Consider the following 16,697-nt stretch of genomic DNA (forward strand, 5'->3'; position numbering starts at 1 on the left):
CGGCGCATCTCGGCCTCACCGCACGGGCGTGCGAAGCGTGACGAGTTCCTCGGCGGCGGTGGGATGCAGCGGCATGGTCGCATCGAAGTCGGCCTTGGTCGCCCCCATCCTGACGCTGATGGCGAGAAGCTGCGCCATTTCCGCCGCCCCCTCCCCGACGATGTGAACGCCGATCACCTTGTCCGTCGCCTTGTCGACCACGAGCTTCATGAAGACGCGGTCCGTGCGGCCCGAAAGCGTCGCCTTCATGGCCCGGAAGGAGGTCTGGTAGATCGACACGCCGGCACCGCACTCGGCGCGCGCCTCCTCTTCCGAAAGGCCGACGGTGCCGATCTCCGGCGTCGAGAACACGGCGCTCGGAACATGGCGGTGGTCGGCGATCCACGGCTTGTTGCCGAACACGGTATCGGCGAAGGCGTGGCCTTCGCGGATGGCGACCGGCGTGAGGTTGATGCGGTTGGTGACATCCCCCACCGCCCAGATCAGCGGCGCCATGGTGCGCGACTGGTCGTCGACCACGACCGCGCCCGCCGCATTGATCTCGACGCCGACGGTATCCAGGCCGAGGCCGCCGGTGTTCGGCCGCCTGCCGGTGGCGACGAGCACCGCGCCCGCCTCCCGGACCCGGCCATCGGTCAGCGTGACCTTGCGGCCGTTCGGCGTGGCCTCGATGCGCGCCAGATCCGTCCGGGTGACGACCTCGACGCCCGCCGTCCCCATCGCCTCGGTGAGGACGCGCCGGACGTCGTCGTCGAAGCCGCGCAAAATCGCCTCGCCGCGATAGATGAGCGTGACGCCCACGCCGAGGCGCTGCAGAAGGCAGGCGAACTCCACCGCGATGTAGCCGCCGCCGACGATGATCATGGTTTCCGGCAGGGCCGGCAGGTCGAAGATCTCGTTGGAGGTGAGCGCCAGTTCGGCACCGGGCACATGCGGCCGCACGGGCTGGCCGCCGGTGGCGATCAGGATCTTCGCCGCGCTGACGAGGCGCCCGCCGTCGAGCCGGAGCGTGTGCGCCCCGACGAATTCGGCCCGCGTCGGGAAGATCGCCACCGAGGATTTCTCGAGATTGGCGACATAGGCATTCTCCAGCCGCGCGATCTCGCGGTCCTTGGCCTCGACGAGGCCGCGCCAGGAGAAGGAGGGGGCGGGAACGCTCCACCCGAAGCCGGCCGCTTCGTCGAACTCGTCGGCGAAGCGGCTCGCCAGCACGAAGAGCTTCTTGGGGACGCAGCCGCGGATGACGCAGGTGCCGCCGACGCGATATTCCTCGGCGATCGCCACGCGCGCGCCATGCGATGCCGCGATGCGGGCGGCACGCACGCCCCCCGAGCCGGCGCCGATCACGAAGAGGTCATAGTCGAATTGCGGCATGGCGCGTACCGGGCTTGTCCTTCGGGACGATCGGACTGAAATTAAAGAGCGGGATTGATGCGATCAATCCCGCTCCGGGCAAGAGCAATGCTGTCATGCGACAACGAGGGTGCTCGGGGCTGCTTGAAAACGATCCCGCATCCCCTCGCAAGGCAATGGCGAGGTCCAGCGGACCGCCTTGTCCTCGGGCCGGCCGTCAGAGCTTCTGGCCCCTCTTCTCGACCTCTTCCTTGATGCGCTTGGCGATGCTTTCCTGCAGCGTCCGGGTCCAGGTCTGGACGATGGGGAAGCTGTCGCGGACGATGTCCTGCTGCAGGGTGGAGAATTTCTGCCCGACCGGGCTGCGGTAGAACACCGTGAGCTGCTTGAGCTCGTCCTCGCTGAACTTGACGGTGTAGAGCTTGGCGAGGTTGCGATCGAGTTCGGCACGCTGCTTGACGAATTCGGGCACCAGCGACAGCGTCACTTCGTTGATCATGCTCGCCAGCTCCGGGCGCTGGCTGGCATAGACCGCATTGGCCTGCTGCAGGAATTGCGGGATCATGTCGTCGAACCCGCGCGTCAGGCCGGAAGCCTGCAGGAATTCGACGGCCGCGGCCAATTGCTCCGGCGGCGGATCGGGCAAGGCCGGCGTCGCCGGCGCGGCGGGGGCCGGAGCCGCATTCTGCGCAAGGGCCGGCAGCACGGCGGAGCTTGCGAGCAGCCCCAGGACCAGGGCAGCGGCATAGCGTTGGCGAAGCATCATGGAACTCCCATCACAAATCAGGCTGGCCCGATGAAACGGACACCGGACGTGCCGGCGACATAGGCGCCCTTGGCAAATCCGAGAAACAATCCGTGTTCAACAACACCGGGAATGGTGGCAAGACCGGCGGCCAGGGCGGCCGGGTCATCGATACGTTCGAAGTGGCAGTCGAGGATGTGGTGCCCGCCATCCGTGACGAAAGCATGGCCGTCGGCATCCTTGCGCAGCACCAGCACAGGCGGAAGCGCGAGCCGCTCGGCCAGCCGCTCCACCGCGCGCCGGGTGGCGCCGAGGCCGAAGGGCACGACCTCCACCGGCAGGGCAAAGCGCCCGAGGCAGGAAACGACCTTCGAATCGTCGGCGATCACCAGCATGCTGTGCGCCGCCGCGGCAACGATCTTCTCACGCAGAAGAGCGCCGCCGCCGCCCTTGATGAGGCCGAGATCCGGACCGATCTCGTCGGCGCCGTCGACGCACAGGTCGAGTTCCGGGGTATCGTCGAGCGTGGTGAGCGGGATGCGCAGGCTTTCCGCCTGGCCGCGCGTGAACTCGGACGCAGGCACGCATGTGACGCGCAGGCCCTCGCGCACCTTTTCGCCGAGGAGATCGACGAAATGCTTGGCGGTGGTGCCGTGGCCGAGACCGAGGCGCATGCCGCTTTCGACATGCGTGAGCGCGGCTCGGGCCGCTTCGCGCTTCATGTCGTCGGGAGTCATGCGTTCGATATTCCTCGCCCAGGGAAGACGGCCGCGGTTATAGCGGCTTTGGCGCAGTTTGCATCAGGTAAGTTTGCATTTGTCGCGTCTGCCGCGGACAAATCGACGTCGCCGCGGCCGGGACACGGCACATCGGCGGGGCTAGCGGGCGGGCGGCGTGCAGATGACCTGATCCTTCCACACATAGCATACGCTCATGGCGCCCGTGCGCTGCTCGACCCGGAAGACCGCGCTCTCCTTTTCATGGTTGGAGGCGATGAGCATATAGTCGCCCGGCTCCTGCTTGCCGGCGCCTTCGCCGGGCGGAAAGCAGAGCGTCACCCCGCTGTTGTCGTCCTTCACGCCATATTGGCAGGCGCCGACCTCGCCCGTGACACGGTCGACCCGGTAGATGCGGTTGAGATCTTTCTGGGGCGCGGCGACGAAACTATAGTCGCCCGCGAGCGCGGGGCCGGCCGCGACGAGACACAGACCGAGGCAGAAAGGGCGGATCATCATGGGCGGCTCATGCTACCAAACCAGAGGTCGTGAGGGATCCGGGCCGAATCGATGATGGGACACTAACCCGAATCAAGCTATTTCCGGCATCCGATTGCCAGCCGACGAAGGCAATTTCCAGACCGAACCTTTTCAAGAAAGTATGTCATGCGGCCGCAGACGGTGATTTTCGACCTCGACGGTACCTTGGTGGACAGCGCCGCCGACCTGATGGGCACGCTCAATTTCATCCTCGCGCGCGAAGGCGCTCCCATTTTGCCGGTCGAAAGCGCGCGCAGCCTGCTGGGCGCCGGCGCCCGGGCCCTGCTCGAGCGCGGCTTCGCCATGGACGGCAGGGCGATCGAGCCTCTACGCATGGACGTGCTCTACCGCGACTTCCTCGCCTATTACGCCGACCATCTGGCCGACGAGACCGTACCGTTCGACGGCGTGCGGGAGGCGCTCGACCTCCTCAAGGGACGCGGCGCCGTGCTCGGCGTCTGCACCAACAAGGTGACGGAGCATTCCGTCCGCCTCCTCGACGCCCTCGGCCTCTCCTCCTACTTCAGCGCGGTCTGCGGACGGGACGCCTTTGCCTGGTGCAAGCCGGATGCGCGCCACCTCACTCTGTCGATCGGGGCGGCGGGCGGCGACGAGGCGGCGGCGATCATGATCGGCGATTCGAAGACGGACATCGCCACCGCCATCAATGCCGGCCTCCCCTCGGTCTGCGTCGATTTCGGCTACACCGACATCCCCGCCCGGGACCTCGGCGCGACCGCGGTGATCTCGCATTTCAACGAGCTCGTTGCCGCCATCGACAAGATTGCCGCATCGGACGCTTGACAGCACAGCCCGCTTTCTACAAATAAACGGCTCCCCCACGGGGGCGCGTAGCTCAGCGGGAGAGCACTCCCTTCACACGGGAGGGGTCACAGGTTCAATCCCTGTCGCGCCCACCATCACCTACCCGAACAGACGGACAGCAAGCCCTGCGGAAGCGGGGCTGGTGCAGCGTGCCGACCACGGGAAGCCGGCGGCGGCGGACGAATCCCGGCCTCCTCGCTCACGCCCCGACTCATCTTTTCGCCTATCCTGGAAGCCGCCGGGCACGCGCATGGCTCGGCGTTCCCCGGGTCGATCACATCGTCGCAGAGAGGGAGGAAGACCGTGGCTCAGTTGTTCTGCAGCTTGATCAACGCCAATACCAAGAAGGAAGTGCTCGTCAACGTGGCTCTCATCCGCGATTATCAGGAATATGATGCCCGGACGGTGCTGATATCCTTCGATTCCGACCATATGCTCACGGTCGTGGGAACGATGGCGGAAGTTTCGAGGAAGCTCAAGGAGACGCTCGCCTGAAGGCGGGGCGCCCGCATGCGGGCATCGCCGCCTCGGGCGCCGTCGGCCGGCAGACCTGCGCATCCCCTGCCATTCCACGGAACAAAATCGTTCTGACCATGCTTAACGCCGCAATCGAGGCCTTCCGCCCCGACATTGGGCAAGACCTGCCCGCCCGCCGCCTTGGCACCGATTGTGGAACAGACCGATGAAGCTCCTCACCGCCACCGCCCTTTTCCTGCTGGCCACTCCGACCGCCTTCGCCGCCGATCTGGCACCGCAGCCCGTCGAACCGGCAGCGCCGGTCGAACTCCCCTTCAGTTGGACCGGCTTCTATGTCGGCGCCCATGCCGGCGCGGTGTTCAGCGATGCCAAGCTCTCATCCCCGGTCACCGGCGTGCGGCAGGGCTTCGATTCCACCGGCTTCATCGGCGGCGCGCATCTCGGCTACAATGAGCAGTTCGACAACAACATCGTCGTCGGCCTCGAAGGCGATATCGACTATTCCAGCCTGTCCAAGTCCCAGTATCTGGGCGACGGCGCCTACGGCAAATTCAAGAACGACTGGCAGGGTTCGGTGCGCGCCCGCCTCGGCTATGCCTTCGACCGCTTCCTGCCTTATCTGACCGCGGGCGTCGCCTTCGGCGACCAGAAATTCTCGGTCTATGATCCGGGGACGGGTCTCGGCGCATCGTCGAACAAGACGGCGGTCGGCTGGACAGCCGGCGGCGGCGTCGAATATGCCTGGGACGATCATTGGAGCGTGCGCGGCGAGGTGCGCTATACCGACTTCGGCAAGAAGAACATCGACTTCGCCGGCACCCGCCTCAAGGGGCGGTTCAACGACACCACGACGACGCTGGGCATCAGCTACAAGTTCTGATCCTCGTCCGGCACGGATGAGCGAGCCCGGCCAATGGCCGGGCTTTTTCGTTTGCGTCGGCGGAAATGGCCGTGACGTCGGTCCGGCCGAGGCTAAAGATGCCTCGGCAACCGGCAAAAAAGCGATCCGCGATACTGCAAACGCCGATCTTTTACTATATAGGGCAATTGAAGTGGTATGCGCGGTCCTGGACATCGTCTTTCCAAGCACACCGGCCGGTTGCCTTCTTGCGAGCGGTGACCGGGGTTCGGCCAAGAAACAGGCGCGCGCAATGCATCACGTCGGCCCGGGAACGAACCGAACGTTGCGATCACACCCTGCCTCCCTACCGAAAGCCTGCACACGGTGTCGTGGACTTGCGCCCAGGCAATGGGCGGCCATGCCTTTGGGCACATGGAACCACTCGGAGGGGCGTTTTCCATGATGACCGTGCTGGGCTGCATCGTGTATCGGCATGACCTGTGGCTCGTCGCCGTCGCAGCCATGCTCTGCATCGCCGGTTCATGGGTGGCGGCCCGCCTCTTTCATCGCGCAGCCACCACCAGCGGCCTGCAGCGCATCGGCTGGCATTTCCTGACGGCGCTCGCCGCGGGCGCGGCGATCTGGTGCACCCATTTCGTGGCCATGCTGGGCTTCGAGGCGAGCGTGCCCGTCGGCTTCGATCCGGTCCTGACCATCGTTTCCCTGCTCATCGCCGTCCTCGGAAGCACGGTCGGCTTCGTCATCGCGGGAAGCCGTCTGGCGAGAGGCACGGCTGCGGTCGGCGGGGCGATCGTCGGGCTGGCAATCGTCGCCATGCACTATACCGGCATGATGGCCTACCGCGTGCAGGGCATCGTCTCATGGGACCGGCCCTATCTCGTCGCCTCCGTCATCCTCGCCGTCGGCTTCGCGGCGGCGGCCTTGCATATCGCGATGCACCGCAACGGCCGCGCCGACAACCTGATGGCGAGCCTGCTGGCGGCGGCGATCCTGTCCCTGCATTTTACCGGCATGGCCGCCTTCCGCGTCCAGCCCTTGCTGATCGACGCTTCGTTCGTCAATCCGCAGGCATTCCAGGCCCTGGCGCTCGCCGTCGCCGGCATGGCGCTCCTCATCGTCGGGGCGGGACTGGCGAGCTATCTCATCGACGGCAGCCTGCGTGCCGAATCGATCGAGCGGCTGCGCAAGATGGCCATGAACGACAGCCTGACCGGGCTGCCGAACCGGGTGAACTTCAACGGTCGACTCGACCAGGAAATCGACCAGGCCTGCCACGCCGGCCGCAAGCTCGCCTTGGTCGGCATCGACCTCAACCGCTTCAAGGAGATCAACGACCTGCGCGGCCACCATGCCGGCGACGAGGTGCTGCGGATCGTCGCGCGGCGCATCAGCGGCGTGCTGCGCGACGGCGAGTTCATCGCCAGGGTCGGCGGAGACGAATTCGCCGCCCTCCATCGCATGGCGGACCCCGGCAATCTCGCCGGCTTCCTCGCCCGCCTCGAAGAGGCCTTGTTCAAGCCGGTCCGCGTCGACGACTACGAGGTCATCCCGGGCGCGAGCTTCGGCGTCGCCATCTATCCGGACGATGCCGCCGACAAGGCGACCCTCATCAACAATGCCGACCTCGCAATGTACCGCGCCAAGTCGGACCTGTGGCGCACCGCCTGCTTCTACGAGCCGTCGATGGACGAAACGGTGCGGGCGCGCCGCAATCTTGCCGCGGACCTGCGCGAAGCGCTGGCCCATCACCAACTCAGCATCCATTATCAGGTGCAGACCTCGGTCTCGACCGGGCAGATCCTCGGCTATGAGGCGCTGCTGCGCTGGAACCACCCGCAGCGCGGCTGCATCACGCCGACCGAATTCATACCGCTCGCCGAGGAGAACGGCCTGATCCTGCAGATGGGCGAATGGGTGCTGCGGAGCGCCTGCGCCACGGCTGCGTCATGGGAGCCGCCCTACAAGGTGGCGGTCAACCTGTCGGCCGTCCAGCTCGCCCATGCCGACCTGCCGCTGCTCGTCAGGCAGGTGCTGGAAGAGACCGGCCTGCCACCGCACCGGCTGGAGCTGGAGCTGACGGAAACCACCATCTTCGCCGACAAGGAGCGCTCTCTGCATATGCTGCGGCAGATCAAGGCGCTCGGCGTCAGCATCTCCCTCGACGATTTCGGCACCGGCTATTCCTCGCTCGATACGCTGCGCTCCTTCGCCTTCGACAAGATCAAGATCGACCGCTCCTTCATCAGCGAGGCGGCGTCCAACCCGCAGACCGCCGCCATCATCCGCGCCATCCTGGCGCTCGGCAAGAGCCTGGGCGTCGCGGTCCTGGCCGAGGGGATCGAAACCTCGGACCAGCTTCAGATGCTGAACCTGGAAGGCTGCGACGAAGGCCAGGGCTTCCTGCTGGGGCGCCCGGCGCCCCTCAGCGAGATCCTCGATTCCGGCCAGATCACGCTCAAGGGGCGGAGTGACGGCCCGGGGACGACGCGCAAAGTCGATTTCGGGACGATGGGACGGGCAGCCGTGTAGCCGGCCGTCCTGGCAAATCGCCCTTCGATATCGGGCGGCGTGGCCCAAAGCCGCGCCAGCCTACATGCGGGCGGTGCCGGTGTCGCCGATGGCGGGGCGGGTGCCGGCGAGGCCGGCCGCGATCATCTTGACATAGCTGACCACCGTGCCGGGGCTGTCCCAGTAATGCGCGGAATGGGGGACGACCTTGAGCACCCGGATCGCCGGATCGTCAGGGCCCGTCCACCACGCCTTCATGGGCACGGACCACAATTCACGGATCTTGTCGCGGTCGTTCGAGATCGTCGCCCGACCGGCGATGGAGACGTATTTCTGCCCGGACGAATCGGCGAAAGCCAAGCCCACGGCGGGGTTGTCGCCGATCTCCTCGTCCTTGTCGCTCTGCGCGTCCGTCAGGAAGTAGAAGGCGTTCTCGTCGCGGGCCGCATGGGCCGCCATCGGGCGGGACAAGATCTCGCCGTCCGAAAGCGTGCTCAGCATGCAGAAGCCGATCTTCTCCGCGAGGGCCCAGACCCGATCGAGGTCGCTGGCTTGTGTCATGGCGTTGCTCCTGTTGAACCGGAGTAATGCCTGCATCTTCGCTATGTTCCCCCCGGCCCGCCCATGACCGCCGCCCGCAAGAAGGCCGGAGCCGTCGCCGGCCCCGGCCCTCCTCGATCGCGGTCGTCCGATCAGAAGTCGAACTTCTCGATGTTGTCCTTGGTGAAGACGAAGGGGGCGCCGAGCAGGATCTCGGAGCCGTTGATCACCTGGAGATCGCCGAGCTTGCCGGCCTTGACCGAGGTGTCGCCGGGCTTCAGCGTGCCGTCAGTGACGGCGCGCAGCACATAGGTCGCGGCATAGCCAAGATCGACCGGGTTCCAGAGCACGACCGACTTCACGCAGTCCTTGGCGACATAGGGCTTCATCGCGTTGGGCGTGGCGAGGCCGATCACGGCGATCTTGCCGCACTGGCCGGCCTGCGTCACCGCCTCGGCGGAGGCCGGCGTGGCGACGCTGGTCATGCCGAAGATGCCCTTGAGGTCGGAGCCGTATTTGTTGATCAGCGTCGTGGCCTGGGTGAAGGACAGGGTGTTGTCCTCCTGGGCTTCCACCGTCTCGAGGAATTTCAGCTTCGGATGGCACTTGGCGGCATAGGCGCCCATCTCGGAGATCCAGCGCGCCTGGTTCGGCGTGGTGAAGGTGGAGGTGACGATGGCGACGCCCGCCTCCTCGCCGACTTCCTTGGCCATGTTGTCGATCAGCGACTTGGCGATGCCGTTGCTCTGCGCCTGGTTGACGAACCACTGGCGGGCGTCGGGCGTGGCGTCGGAATCATAGCCCACGACGTTGATGCCCTTCCCCAGCGCCTTCTTCAGCACCGGCGCGATGGCGACGGGATCGTTCGCCGCGAACAGGATGCCGTCGACGCCCGACGTGATGTAATTGTCGATGAAGGTGATCTGGTCGTCGATATTGGCCTTGGTCGGACCGTCGGTCTTGACGTTGACGTTGCCGAGTTCCTTGGCCGCGTCGGCCATGCCCTTCGACGTCGCGTTGAAATAGCCGATGCCGATCAGCTTGGGCACGTCGACCACGGTGAGCGTCTTGCCCTTGCGGTCGGGGGCGCCGGTGACGGACGCGCCGTTATAGGGCTTGGCCGCCACCGTAGCCGGCGTGTTGTCGCAGGCGAGCGGGTTCGTCGGCAGGTCGTCGCCGCCTGTCCAGGTCGAAGCGGCGTGGGCCACGCCGCACAGCGAAATGCCCAGGGCGATCGCCAATGGCAGTCTGATCATCGTCTTCCCTCCTCGTCGTCCGGGTTTTCGGGCCCGGTGTTGATTGCCCGGTTTCGAGCGCCTTTCGATGGCGCCCTCCGGTGGTTTCGCCGCATTCCGGGGAATGCGGTATGCTCGGGCGATCCCCGACGGGGTTCCGTCAGGTCTCGCGGCCTCTGTGCGAAAGATTGCTCAGAAGGACGGTCAGGATCAGGGCGGCGCCGATCACCACGATGGTGCTGTCGCCCTTGTAGCCGGCCAGGAGCAGGCCGTTCTTCAAGGCCTGCATCAGGATGAGGCCGAGGGCGGTGCCGACGATGGTGCCGCGCCCGCCGAAGATGCTGGTGCCGCCGAGGACGACGGCGGTGATCGCGTCGAGCTCCCAGCCCGTGCCCATGTCGGAGCGCGTGGTCGTCACCCGCGACACGAACACCACCGCGGCGACCGCGGCGCACAGGCCCGAGGCGCTGTAGATGAGGATCTTGGTGCGGTCGACGGCAAGGCCCGAGAAGCGGGCGGCGATCTCGTTCGAGCCGATGGCATAGGTCGTGCGGCCGAACACGGTGAGCCCGAGAATGCAGGCCGCGACGATGGCGCCGACGACCATGATCCAGATCTGGACGGGGACGTCGAGGATCTGGCCCTGGCCGAAGACGAAGAACCAGTCGGGATAGCCGCGCACCGAACGGGCCTGGCTGATGCCCTCGGCGAGGCCGCGATAGAGCGCCAGCGTCGCCAGCGTGGCGATCAGGGGCGGCACCTTGAAATAGGTGATGATCAGCCCGTTGACGGTGCCGCCGAGGGTGCCGACGAGGAGCGCCAGCACGATCGCCACCGGCAGGGCCAGGCCGACATCGTGCCAGAACACGCCGAGCACGATCGACACCATGCCGACGATCGAGCCGACCGACAGGTCGATGCCGCCGGTGACGATGACGAAGGTCATGGCGAGGGCGATCATGCCGACCTCGGCCATCAGGCGGCCCTGGTTGAGGAGGTTGTCGAGCGTCAGGAAGCGATCGGACCGCTGGGCCAGCAGCACCAGGGTGACGACGACCAGCAGGGCCAGGATCGTCTCGTGGCGGACAAGGGAGCGCCAGTTCATGCGTGTGCGCTCCAATCAGGTCAGACGCTGGCGGCGGGCCATGTCGGCCAGCACCGTGATCAGGATGAGGACGCCGAGCACGGCGCGCAGCCAGTAGGCGGAGATGCCGACGAAGACGAGCGCGGAACTGATGGCGGCGAACAGGATGGCGGCGAGGGTCGAGCCGACGACGGTGCCGGTGCCGCCGAGGATCGAGACGCCGCCGATCACCGCCGCGGTGATCACCGTCAGCTCCAGGTTCGGCGGCACGGTCGACTGGATGACCTGCAGCTGCGTGGCGAAGAGCAGCGTCGCCAGCCCCGCGAAGAGGCCGTGGATGGCGAAGACGGCGACGGTGACGGGCTTGGCCGGGATGCCGGCGGTGCGCGCCGCCTCGGCATTGCCGCCCACCGCGTAGATCGAGCGGCCGAACGCCGAATAGCTCATCCAGAACGCCATGATCACGGTGAGGATCACCATGAAGTAGATCGGCGCGGGCACGCCGAACAGGCGCGACTGGGCGATGAAGAAATCGGGCGGCAGGTTGGTGATCCATGCCCCGTTCGTCGCCCAGATCAGCCCGCCCTTGAGGACGGACAGCATGCCGAGCGTCACCACGATCGAGGGGATGTTGGCATAGGCGACCAGCACGCCGACGAAGGCGTTGATGAGGATGCCGAGCAGCACCGGCACCAGCCAGGCCACCCAGATCGGGTAATGGCTGGTGGCGAGCGTGCCGGCGACGGTGGCGAGCACCCCGATGAGCGAGCCGACCGACACGTCGATATGGCCGCAGATGATGACGAGCGCCATGCCGATGGCCGCCACGGCGACATAGGCGTTGCCCGAGAAGATCGTGGTGAGGTTGTTGCCGGAGAAATAGCGCGGGTTGATGGTGCCGACGACAGCGAACAGCACGAGCAGCGCGGCCAGGATGACCAGTTCCTGGCCATAGGCCTGCACCAGGCGCGTCACCGTTCCCCGCGAGGCGCTGACGCGGACGGTGGGCGTCATATCCGTCATCAGGCGGCTCCCTGCATCGATTGGGCATTCGTCATTGCAGCGCCGACCGCGTCGGGGGTGGCATCGGGCCGATCGAAATCCGCCACGATGCGCCCGCCATTGATGACGAGCACGCGGTCGCTCATGCCGAGAACCTCCGGCAGCTCGCTTGAAATCATCAGGATGGCGACACCCTGCTGCACCAGCCGGCCCATCAGCGCGTAGATCTCGGCCTTGGCGCCGACATCGATGCCGCGCGTCGGCTCGTCCATGATCAGGATGCGCGGGCCGGCCTCCAGCCATTTGGCGAGCACGACCTTCTGCTGGTTGCCGCCGGAGAGCTGGCGCACGATCTGCTCGGGGCCGCGCGCCCGGATGCCGAGCCGCCGGATCGCCTCGACGGCGCGGCGCGCTTCCTCGCCGAAGCGGATGGTGAGGCCGTTCGACATGCGGTCGAGCACCGCCATCGAGACGTTCTCGCGGATGGTCATCGGCCGCACGAGGCCCTGCAGCCCGCGATCCTCGGGCACATAGGCGATGCCGAGATCGCGCGCCGTGCGCGGCCCGTCGATGCGTGCCTTCTTGCCGTTGACCAGGATGTCGCCCGAGGTCGCCGGGGTGATGCCGAACACCGTCAGCGCCAGTTCCGTCCGGCCCGAGCCGATCAGCCCGGCGAGGCCGACGATCTCGCCTGCGCGCACGGTGAGCGAGATGTTCTTCACCTTGTGGCCATAGGAGACATCGCGCAGCTCCAGCACGACCTCGCCGAGGCTCGCCTCGATCTTCGGGAAGAGCTGCTCGATCGAGCGGCCGACCATCATCGACACCAGCGAGGCCTCGGTGACCTCGCCGATGTCGCGTGTGCCGATATAGGCGCCGTCGCGCAGGACGGTGACGCGGTCGGCCAGCTCGAAGATCTCGGGCATGCGATGGGAGACGTAGATGATCGCCACGCCGCGCTCGCGCAGCTTCTTGACCACACTCATCAGGCGGCGGACATCGGCTTCGGCGAGGGCGGCCGTCGGCTCGTCCATGATGAGGACATGGGCTTCCTGCGACAGCGCCTTGGCGATCTCGACACGCTGGCGGTTGGCGACCGAGAGGAAGCCGACCTTGGCGTCGACGTCGAGGTCGTGGCTGTCGAGCGAATCGAGCAGTGCGCGCGCCTTGCCGCGCATGGCGGTCCAGTCGAGGCCGCCCCAGCCGCGGCGGGGCGCGTTGCCGAGGAAGATGTTCTCGGCCACGGTGAGCTCGGGAAACAGCAGCAATTCCTGGTAGACGGTGGCGACGCCGTGGCGCCTGGCCTCGCGCGGGGAGCGGAAACGCACCTCCTCGCCGTCGACCTTCATCGTGCCGCTGTCGGGCGAATGCACGCCGGCGATGATCTTGATGAGGGTGGACTTGCCGGCGCCGTTCTCGCCCAGCAGGGCGTGGACCTCGCCGGGGCGGACGTCGAAGCTGACATCCTTCAGCACCTTGACGCCGGTGAAGGACTTGGAGACGCCGCTCAATTCGACGACATTGGCCGAGACGCCTGCATCGGTCATGAGTCAGGCAATCCCGAGGCTGCGGGGTGCCGGATGATCGCCGATATCGTGACACGCTGCCATGCGGCCGTTCCTCCCGGATAAATCGTTCTATCTTTTCTTGCGGCCGCGGCCGGGCGTTGCGGCGAAACCCGTGTTCCGGTTCATCCGACAAATCCGATCTTATCGAAAGCGCGGGCCATGGCAACAGCGCATGAGCCGTGGGGCGGGTGTTGCAAAACGGAGGACCGGCGCCAGGCGCCTGGCATGCGCGCCACGGTGGAGGGTCGATCACCGATCGACCTCTTCCTTTCCCGGAAACTCGGCGGTTCCAAAATGTCGATCGGTGATCGACACTCCGATCGCCCCTCATCCGCCGATCTCGTCGGCGAAGACGAGGTAGCGCAGCGGCCCATGTGTCAGGGCGCCGAACGGCCAGCAGGTCGCCAGCACCAGATGGCGGCCCGGCGCCTGCGGATCGATGCCGGAGCGGTTCCAGATCCGGATGGCGTGGCCCGTCGCGCGGTAGCGCACGGTCCTGCCGTCGCGCCGGGTGATCGCGATCGCGTCGCCGTCCTCGACCGCGCCGAGGAAGGCGAAATGCGTGTCGCGATGGGCGGCGTAGACGGCCGTGCCCGCCTCGCCCGCGGCCGGCGTGCCGGCGACATGGGCCGGGCCGAAAGCGAGGGCCTGGCCGCTCGCCCCTTCCAGCGCCACGGCGCTCTCGGCCAGACGCGGTACCTCGATGCGCGCCACCGGATAGGTGTCGAGCCAGGGCCATGGCCTGACGACGGCGCCGGTCTCGACCGAGCGGGCAAACGCCCGGTCGAGCAGGATCTGCGCGGCGAAGGCCTTGGCGTGGATCCATGCCCCCTGCCCCGCCAGCAGCAGCCCGGCGCCGGCCAGGAGCAGGATGACGGCGAGGCGCAGGCGGCCGAGGCAGGCGGCTCCCGCGGATCGAAGCGGGAGCCGAAGACGATCCGAGGCGATCATGCGACGGCCCTGCGGCGACGGGTGGCGAGGCCGAAGCCGAGCCCGGCGGCGAGCAGCCCGAGGCCGGCAAGCAGGCGCAGTTCGGCGTCGGTCGCGGTCTGCGGCAGCGTCACCGCCTGCGCGGGGTCGGCGGAGGGCCGGATCATGCGGATGGGGCCGCCATCCGCGTCGAGCAGGGCCTGGCGCTGCTGCGTGGCGGGATCGCCCGACGTGCCGAAGACCTTGTCGAAGTCCCAGCCCGCCGGCAGGTTCAGCGGCACGTCGGAGCGCGTCAGGCGGACGCCGCGCGGGCGCACCGGCGTCCTGTCGACGGCGACGAGGCTGGTGAGGCGGGTAACGAGATGGTGCGCGAGGGCGAGGTCGAGGATGCGCCGGTCGGCCTCCTCGCTCGTGATCCGGTGCAGCGTCTGCGCGACCTCGGCGTCGTCGATCTTGCGCCGGGCCCAGAGCTTGGAGAGGCCCTCGCCGGGCGCGGCCTCGGCGAGCGGCAGCGTCACCGACCAGGGCCGCCCGTCGATCATGCCGCCGATCTCGGCCGTGCCGGCGAGCGAGCCGACCTTGGCGGCCACCACCAGCGTGTCGCCGCGATAGAGGTCGGGCAGGATGCGCGGCGTGACATCGGCGCTCGCCGCCGAGAAGGCGATGCCGACATCGGTCATGGCCGGGTTTTCCAGCCTGTCGACGAGCTGCTTCATGCGCTCCTGCACCTGGTCGACGGCGCCGATGGCGGTGAAGGTGCCGCCGCCGAGCTCGGCCGCGCGCGTCATCAGATAGCTGTTGGGCGCCGAGCCGATGCCGACCATGAAGACCCGAGAGCGCCCGCGATGGGCGGCGATGGCGTCGAACAGCTCCTGCTCGTTGTCGATCTCGCCGTCGGTGAGGAAGACGACCTGGCGCAGGAAGCCGGGGCTGGCGGAGGAACCCTCGTTCAGCGCCGCCAGCATCGGCGGCACCATCACCGTGCCGCCATTGGCCTGGAGCGCGGCGACGAAGGCCTGGGCCCGGCGCAGATTGTCGGCATCGGCCGGCAGCGTCCCGCCGAACAGGCTGGTCATGGTGTCGTCGAAGCGGATGACGTTGAAGCGGTCGGCCGGCGTGAGGCGGCCGAGGGCATAGGCGAGGCTCGCCTTGGCCTGCTCGATCGAGGTGCCGCCCATCGACCCCGAATTGTCGATGACGAAGGTGATTTCGCGGGGCCGGCGTTCCGCCTCGCCGCGCTCGGCGGCCGGCGGCGTCACGAAGGCGAGGAGATAGTCGTCATTGCCGACACGCTCGCGGAACAGGCCGACGGCGGGCGTCCGGCTCGGCACGGCCTTCCAGCGCAGCTCGAAGTCGCGGTCGGCGGGAACGGCGCCGTCGGCAAGGCTGATCCGCCTTCTGTCCGGCCCCTCGATGGCGACGTCGATGCGGTGGAAGGCGCTCGTCACCTCGCCGATCGGAAAGCCGGCCGCGAGATCGACATGGATCGAGACGGGATTGACGGGCGGGTTGCGGGCGGGATCGAGGACCGGCGCGGCGGGCGCCGGCTGATCCACGCGGCCCCAGCCCCTGCCGCCCTCGAAGGCCACGGTGCGGGCCTCGCCCAAGCCCGGCGAGAAGCGCGGCGCGACGACCAGCGGCACGCGCAGCGAGAAGGTGTCGTCCGCCTGGCGCACCGGTTCCTGATAGTCGATCTGGATCACCACCGTGTCGCCCGGACCGATATTGGCGATCGCATTCATGAACAGGTTGGGGCGCTGCTGCTCGACCAGCGCCGCCCGCCGGCCGCCGGCCTTCGCCCGTTCGTAGATCGCCCGGGCCTGCTGCTTCTCCCTGATGTCGGCGACGACGACGCGCCCGCCGACCACCATCTTCATGGCGTCGACGGCGGCGCCCTCCGACAGGGGATAGACATAGACGCCCTCGACCCAGTCCCGGCCCGGATTGCGGAAGACCTGGGTGACGCGGGCGCGCAGGGTCGGCCCGCTGACGGTGATGGCGACGTCCGTGGCGGTGCGCAGCGCCTCCAGATAGCGGCCCGGCTCGTCCGTGCGCAGCAGGAGCGAGCCGGCATGGACGTCGTCGACGGTCACCCCGGCGCCCCGCGCCGCCGCCCGGGCGCCGGCGGCGCCGAGCAGGAGGAGGACGAGGACGAGGCCTGCCAGCGCCAGCCGCCCGGCCATGGCGGCGAGGCCGGCCCGGCCGAGGCCGGAATGGGGCCGCGGCCCCGCTCTGCCGGATGGGCGGCCGGCCTCCGCTTGGATCATGCGCATGATGTCCTCGACGATGATGGTTGGGGGCCGGGTCGGCCC

The 16,697-nt window shown here is 67.6% G+C and carries 15 protein-coding genes and 1 tRNA gene; 5 read left to right on the forward strand and 11 right to left on the reverse strand.

Annotation, left to right across the window (positions count from 1 at the left end; translation table 11 throughout):
• Positions 1-15 precede the first annotated feature (15 nt).
• The 4 genes from gor to J3R73_RS20355 all read right to left on the reverse strand — a co-directional run bounded on the left by gor (position 16) and on the right by J3R73_RS20355 (position 3,333).
• Positions 16-1,374, reverse strand: a complete 1,359-nt coding sequence (gene gor / locus J3R73_RS20340; RefSeq protein WP_307431018.1) for a glutathione-disulfide reductase — start codon at positions 1,372-1,374, stop codon at positions 16-18.
• 196 nt (positions 1,375-1,570) lie between these two features.
• Positions 1,571-2,119 carry a DUF2059 domain-containing protein gene (locus J3R73_RS20345; protein WP_307431021.1) on the reverse strand — a complete coding sequence of 183 codons (549 nt, stop codon included), beginning with the start codon at positions 2,117-2,119 and terminating at the stop codon, positions 1,571-1,573.
• Positions 2,120-2,136: 17 nt separating this feature from the next.
• On the reverse strand, positions 2,137-2,835 hold the full coding sequence (gene rpiA / locus J3R73_RS20350) for a ribose-5-phosphate isomerase RpiA (RefSeq protein WP_307431023.1): 699 nt from the start codon (positions 2,833-2,835) through the stop codon (positions 2,137-2,139).
• A gap of 141 nt (positions 2,836-2,976) precedes the next feature.
• A complete protein-coding gene (locus J3R73_RS20355; protein WP_370879966.1) occupies positions 2,977-3,333 on the reverse strand; it encodes a hypothetical protein in 357 nt (118 codons plus the stop codon).
• A gap of 147 nt (positions 3,334-3,480) precedes the next feature.
• Here J3R73_RS20355 and J3R73_RS20360 point away from each other — a divergent pair, with 147 nt between their 5' ends.
• From J3R73_RS20360 to J3R73_RS20380, 5 genes are all read left to right on the forward strand, one after another.
• On the forward strand, positions 3,481-4,158 hold the full coding sequence (locus J3R73_RS20360; RefSeq protein WP_307431026.1) for an HAD-IA family hydrolase: 678 nt from the start codon (positions 3,481-3,483) through the stop codon (positions 4,156-4,158).
• A gap of 41 nt (positions 4,159-4,199) precedes the next feature.
• A tRNA-Val gene (locus tag J3R73_RS20365) sits at positions 4,200-4,274 on the forward strand.
• A gap of 208 nt (positions 4,275-4,482) precedes the next feature.
• The gene (locus tag J3R73_RS20370) at positions 4,483-4,674 is read left to right on the forward strand and encodes a hypothetical protein (RefSeq protein WP_307431029.1); all 192 of its coding nucleotides are present in this window, start codon (positions 4,483-4,485) and stop codon (positions 4,672-4,674) included.
• Positions 4,675-4,861: 187 nt separating this feature from the next.
• Entirely contained in the window at positions 4,862-5,536 is a 675-nt protein-coding gene (locus J3R73_RS20375) for an outer membrane protein (RefSeq protein ID WP_307431030.1), read from the forward strand.
• Between the two features lie 420 nt (positions 5,537-5,956).
• The gene (locus J3R73_RS20380) at positions 5,957-8,047 is read left to right on the forward strand and encodes a putative bifunctional diguanylate cyclase/phosphodiesterase (protein ID WP_307431033.1); all 2,091 of its coding nucleotides are present in this window, start codon (positions 5,957-5,959) and stop codon (positions 8,045-8,047) included.
• Between the two features lie 60 nt (positions 8,048-8,107).
• Here J3R73_RS20380 and J3R73_RS20385 read toward each other — a convergent pair whose 3' ends face one another.
• From J3R73_RS20385 to J3R73_RS20415, 7 genes are all read right to left on the reverse strand, one after another.
• Entirely contained in the window at positions 8,108-8,587 is a 480-nt protein-coding gene (locus J3R73_RS20385) for a pyridoxamine 5'-phosphate oxidase family protein (RefSeq protein WP_307431037.1), read from the reverse strand.
• Positions 8,588-8,718: 131 nt separating this feature from the next.
• Positions 8,719-9,822: an autoinducer 2 ABC transporter substrate-binding protein gene (locus J3R73_RS20390; RefSeq protein ID WP_307431040.1), complete on the reverse strand. Its 1,104-nt coding sequence runs from the start codon at positions 9,820-9,822 to the stop codon at positions 8,719-8,721.
• A 139-nt stretch (positions 9,823-9,961) separates the two neighbouring features.
• Positions 9,962-10,906, reverse strand: coding sequence for an ABC transporter permease (locus tag J3R73_RS20395; protein ID WP_307431042.1), 945 nt, complete (start codon positions 10,904-10,906; stop codon positions 9,962-9,964).
• A gap of 15 nt (positions 10,907-10,921) precedes the next feature.
• Positions 10,922-11,908, reverse strand: coding sequence for an ABC transporter permease (locus J3R73_RS20400; RefSeq protein WP_307431046.1), 987 nt, complete (start codon positions 11,906-11,908; stop codon positions 10,922-10,924).
• Positions 11,908-13,434, reverse strand: a complete 1,527-nt coding sequence (locus J3R73_RS20405) for a sugar ABC transporter ATP-binding protein (protein WP_307431049.1) — start codon at positions 13,432-13,434, stop codon at positions 11,908-11,910. The genes J3R73_RS20400 and J3R73_RS20405 overlap by 1 nt, the downstream gene beginning before the upstream one ends.
• Before the next feature lie 348 nt (positions 13,435-13,782).
• Positions 13,783-14,406, reverse strand: a complete 624-nt coding sequence (locus J3R73_RS20410) for a class GN sortase (RefSeq protein ID WP_307431052.1) — start codon at positions 14,404-14,406, stop codon at positions 13,783-13,785.
• Positions 14,403-16,652 (reverse strand): marine proteobacterial sortase target protein, encoded by a 2,250-nt coding sequence (locus J3R73_RS20415; RefSeq protein ID WP_370880106.1) that lies wholly within the window; start codon positions 16,650-16,652, stop codon positions 14,403-14,405. The genes J3R73_RS20410 and J3R73_RS20415 overlap by 4 nt, the downstream gene beginning before the upstream one ends.
• Between the last annotated feature and the right edge of the window lie 45 nt (positions 16,653-16,697).

The organism is Labrys monachus, from assembly GCF_030814655.1.
Taxonomy (GTDB): domain Bacteria; phylum Pseudomonadota; class Alphaproteobacteria; order Rhizobiales; family Labraceae; genus Labrys; species Labrys monacha.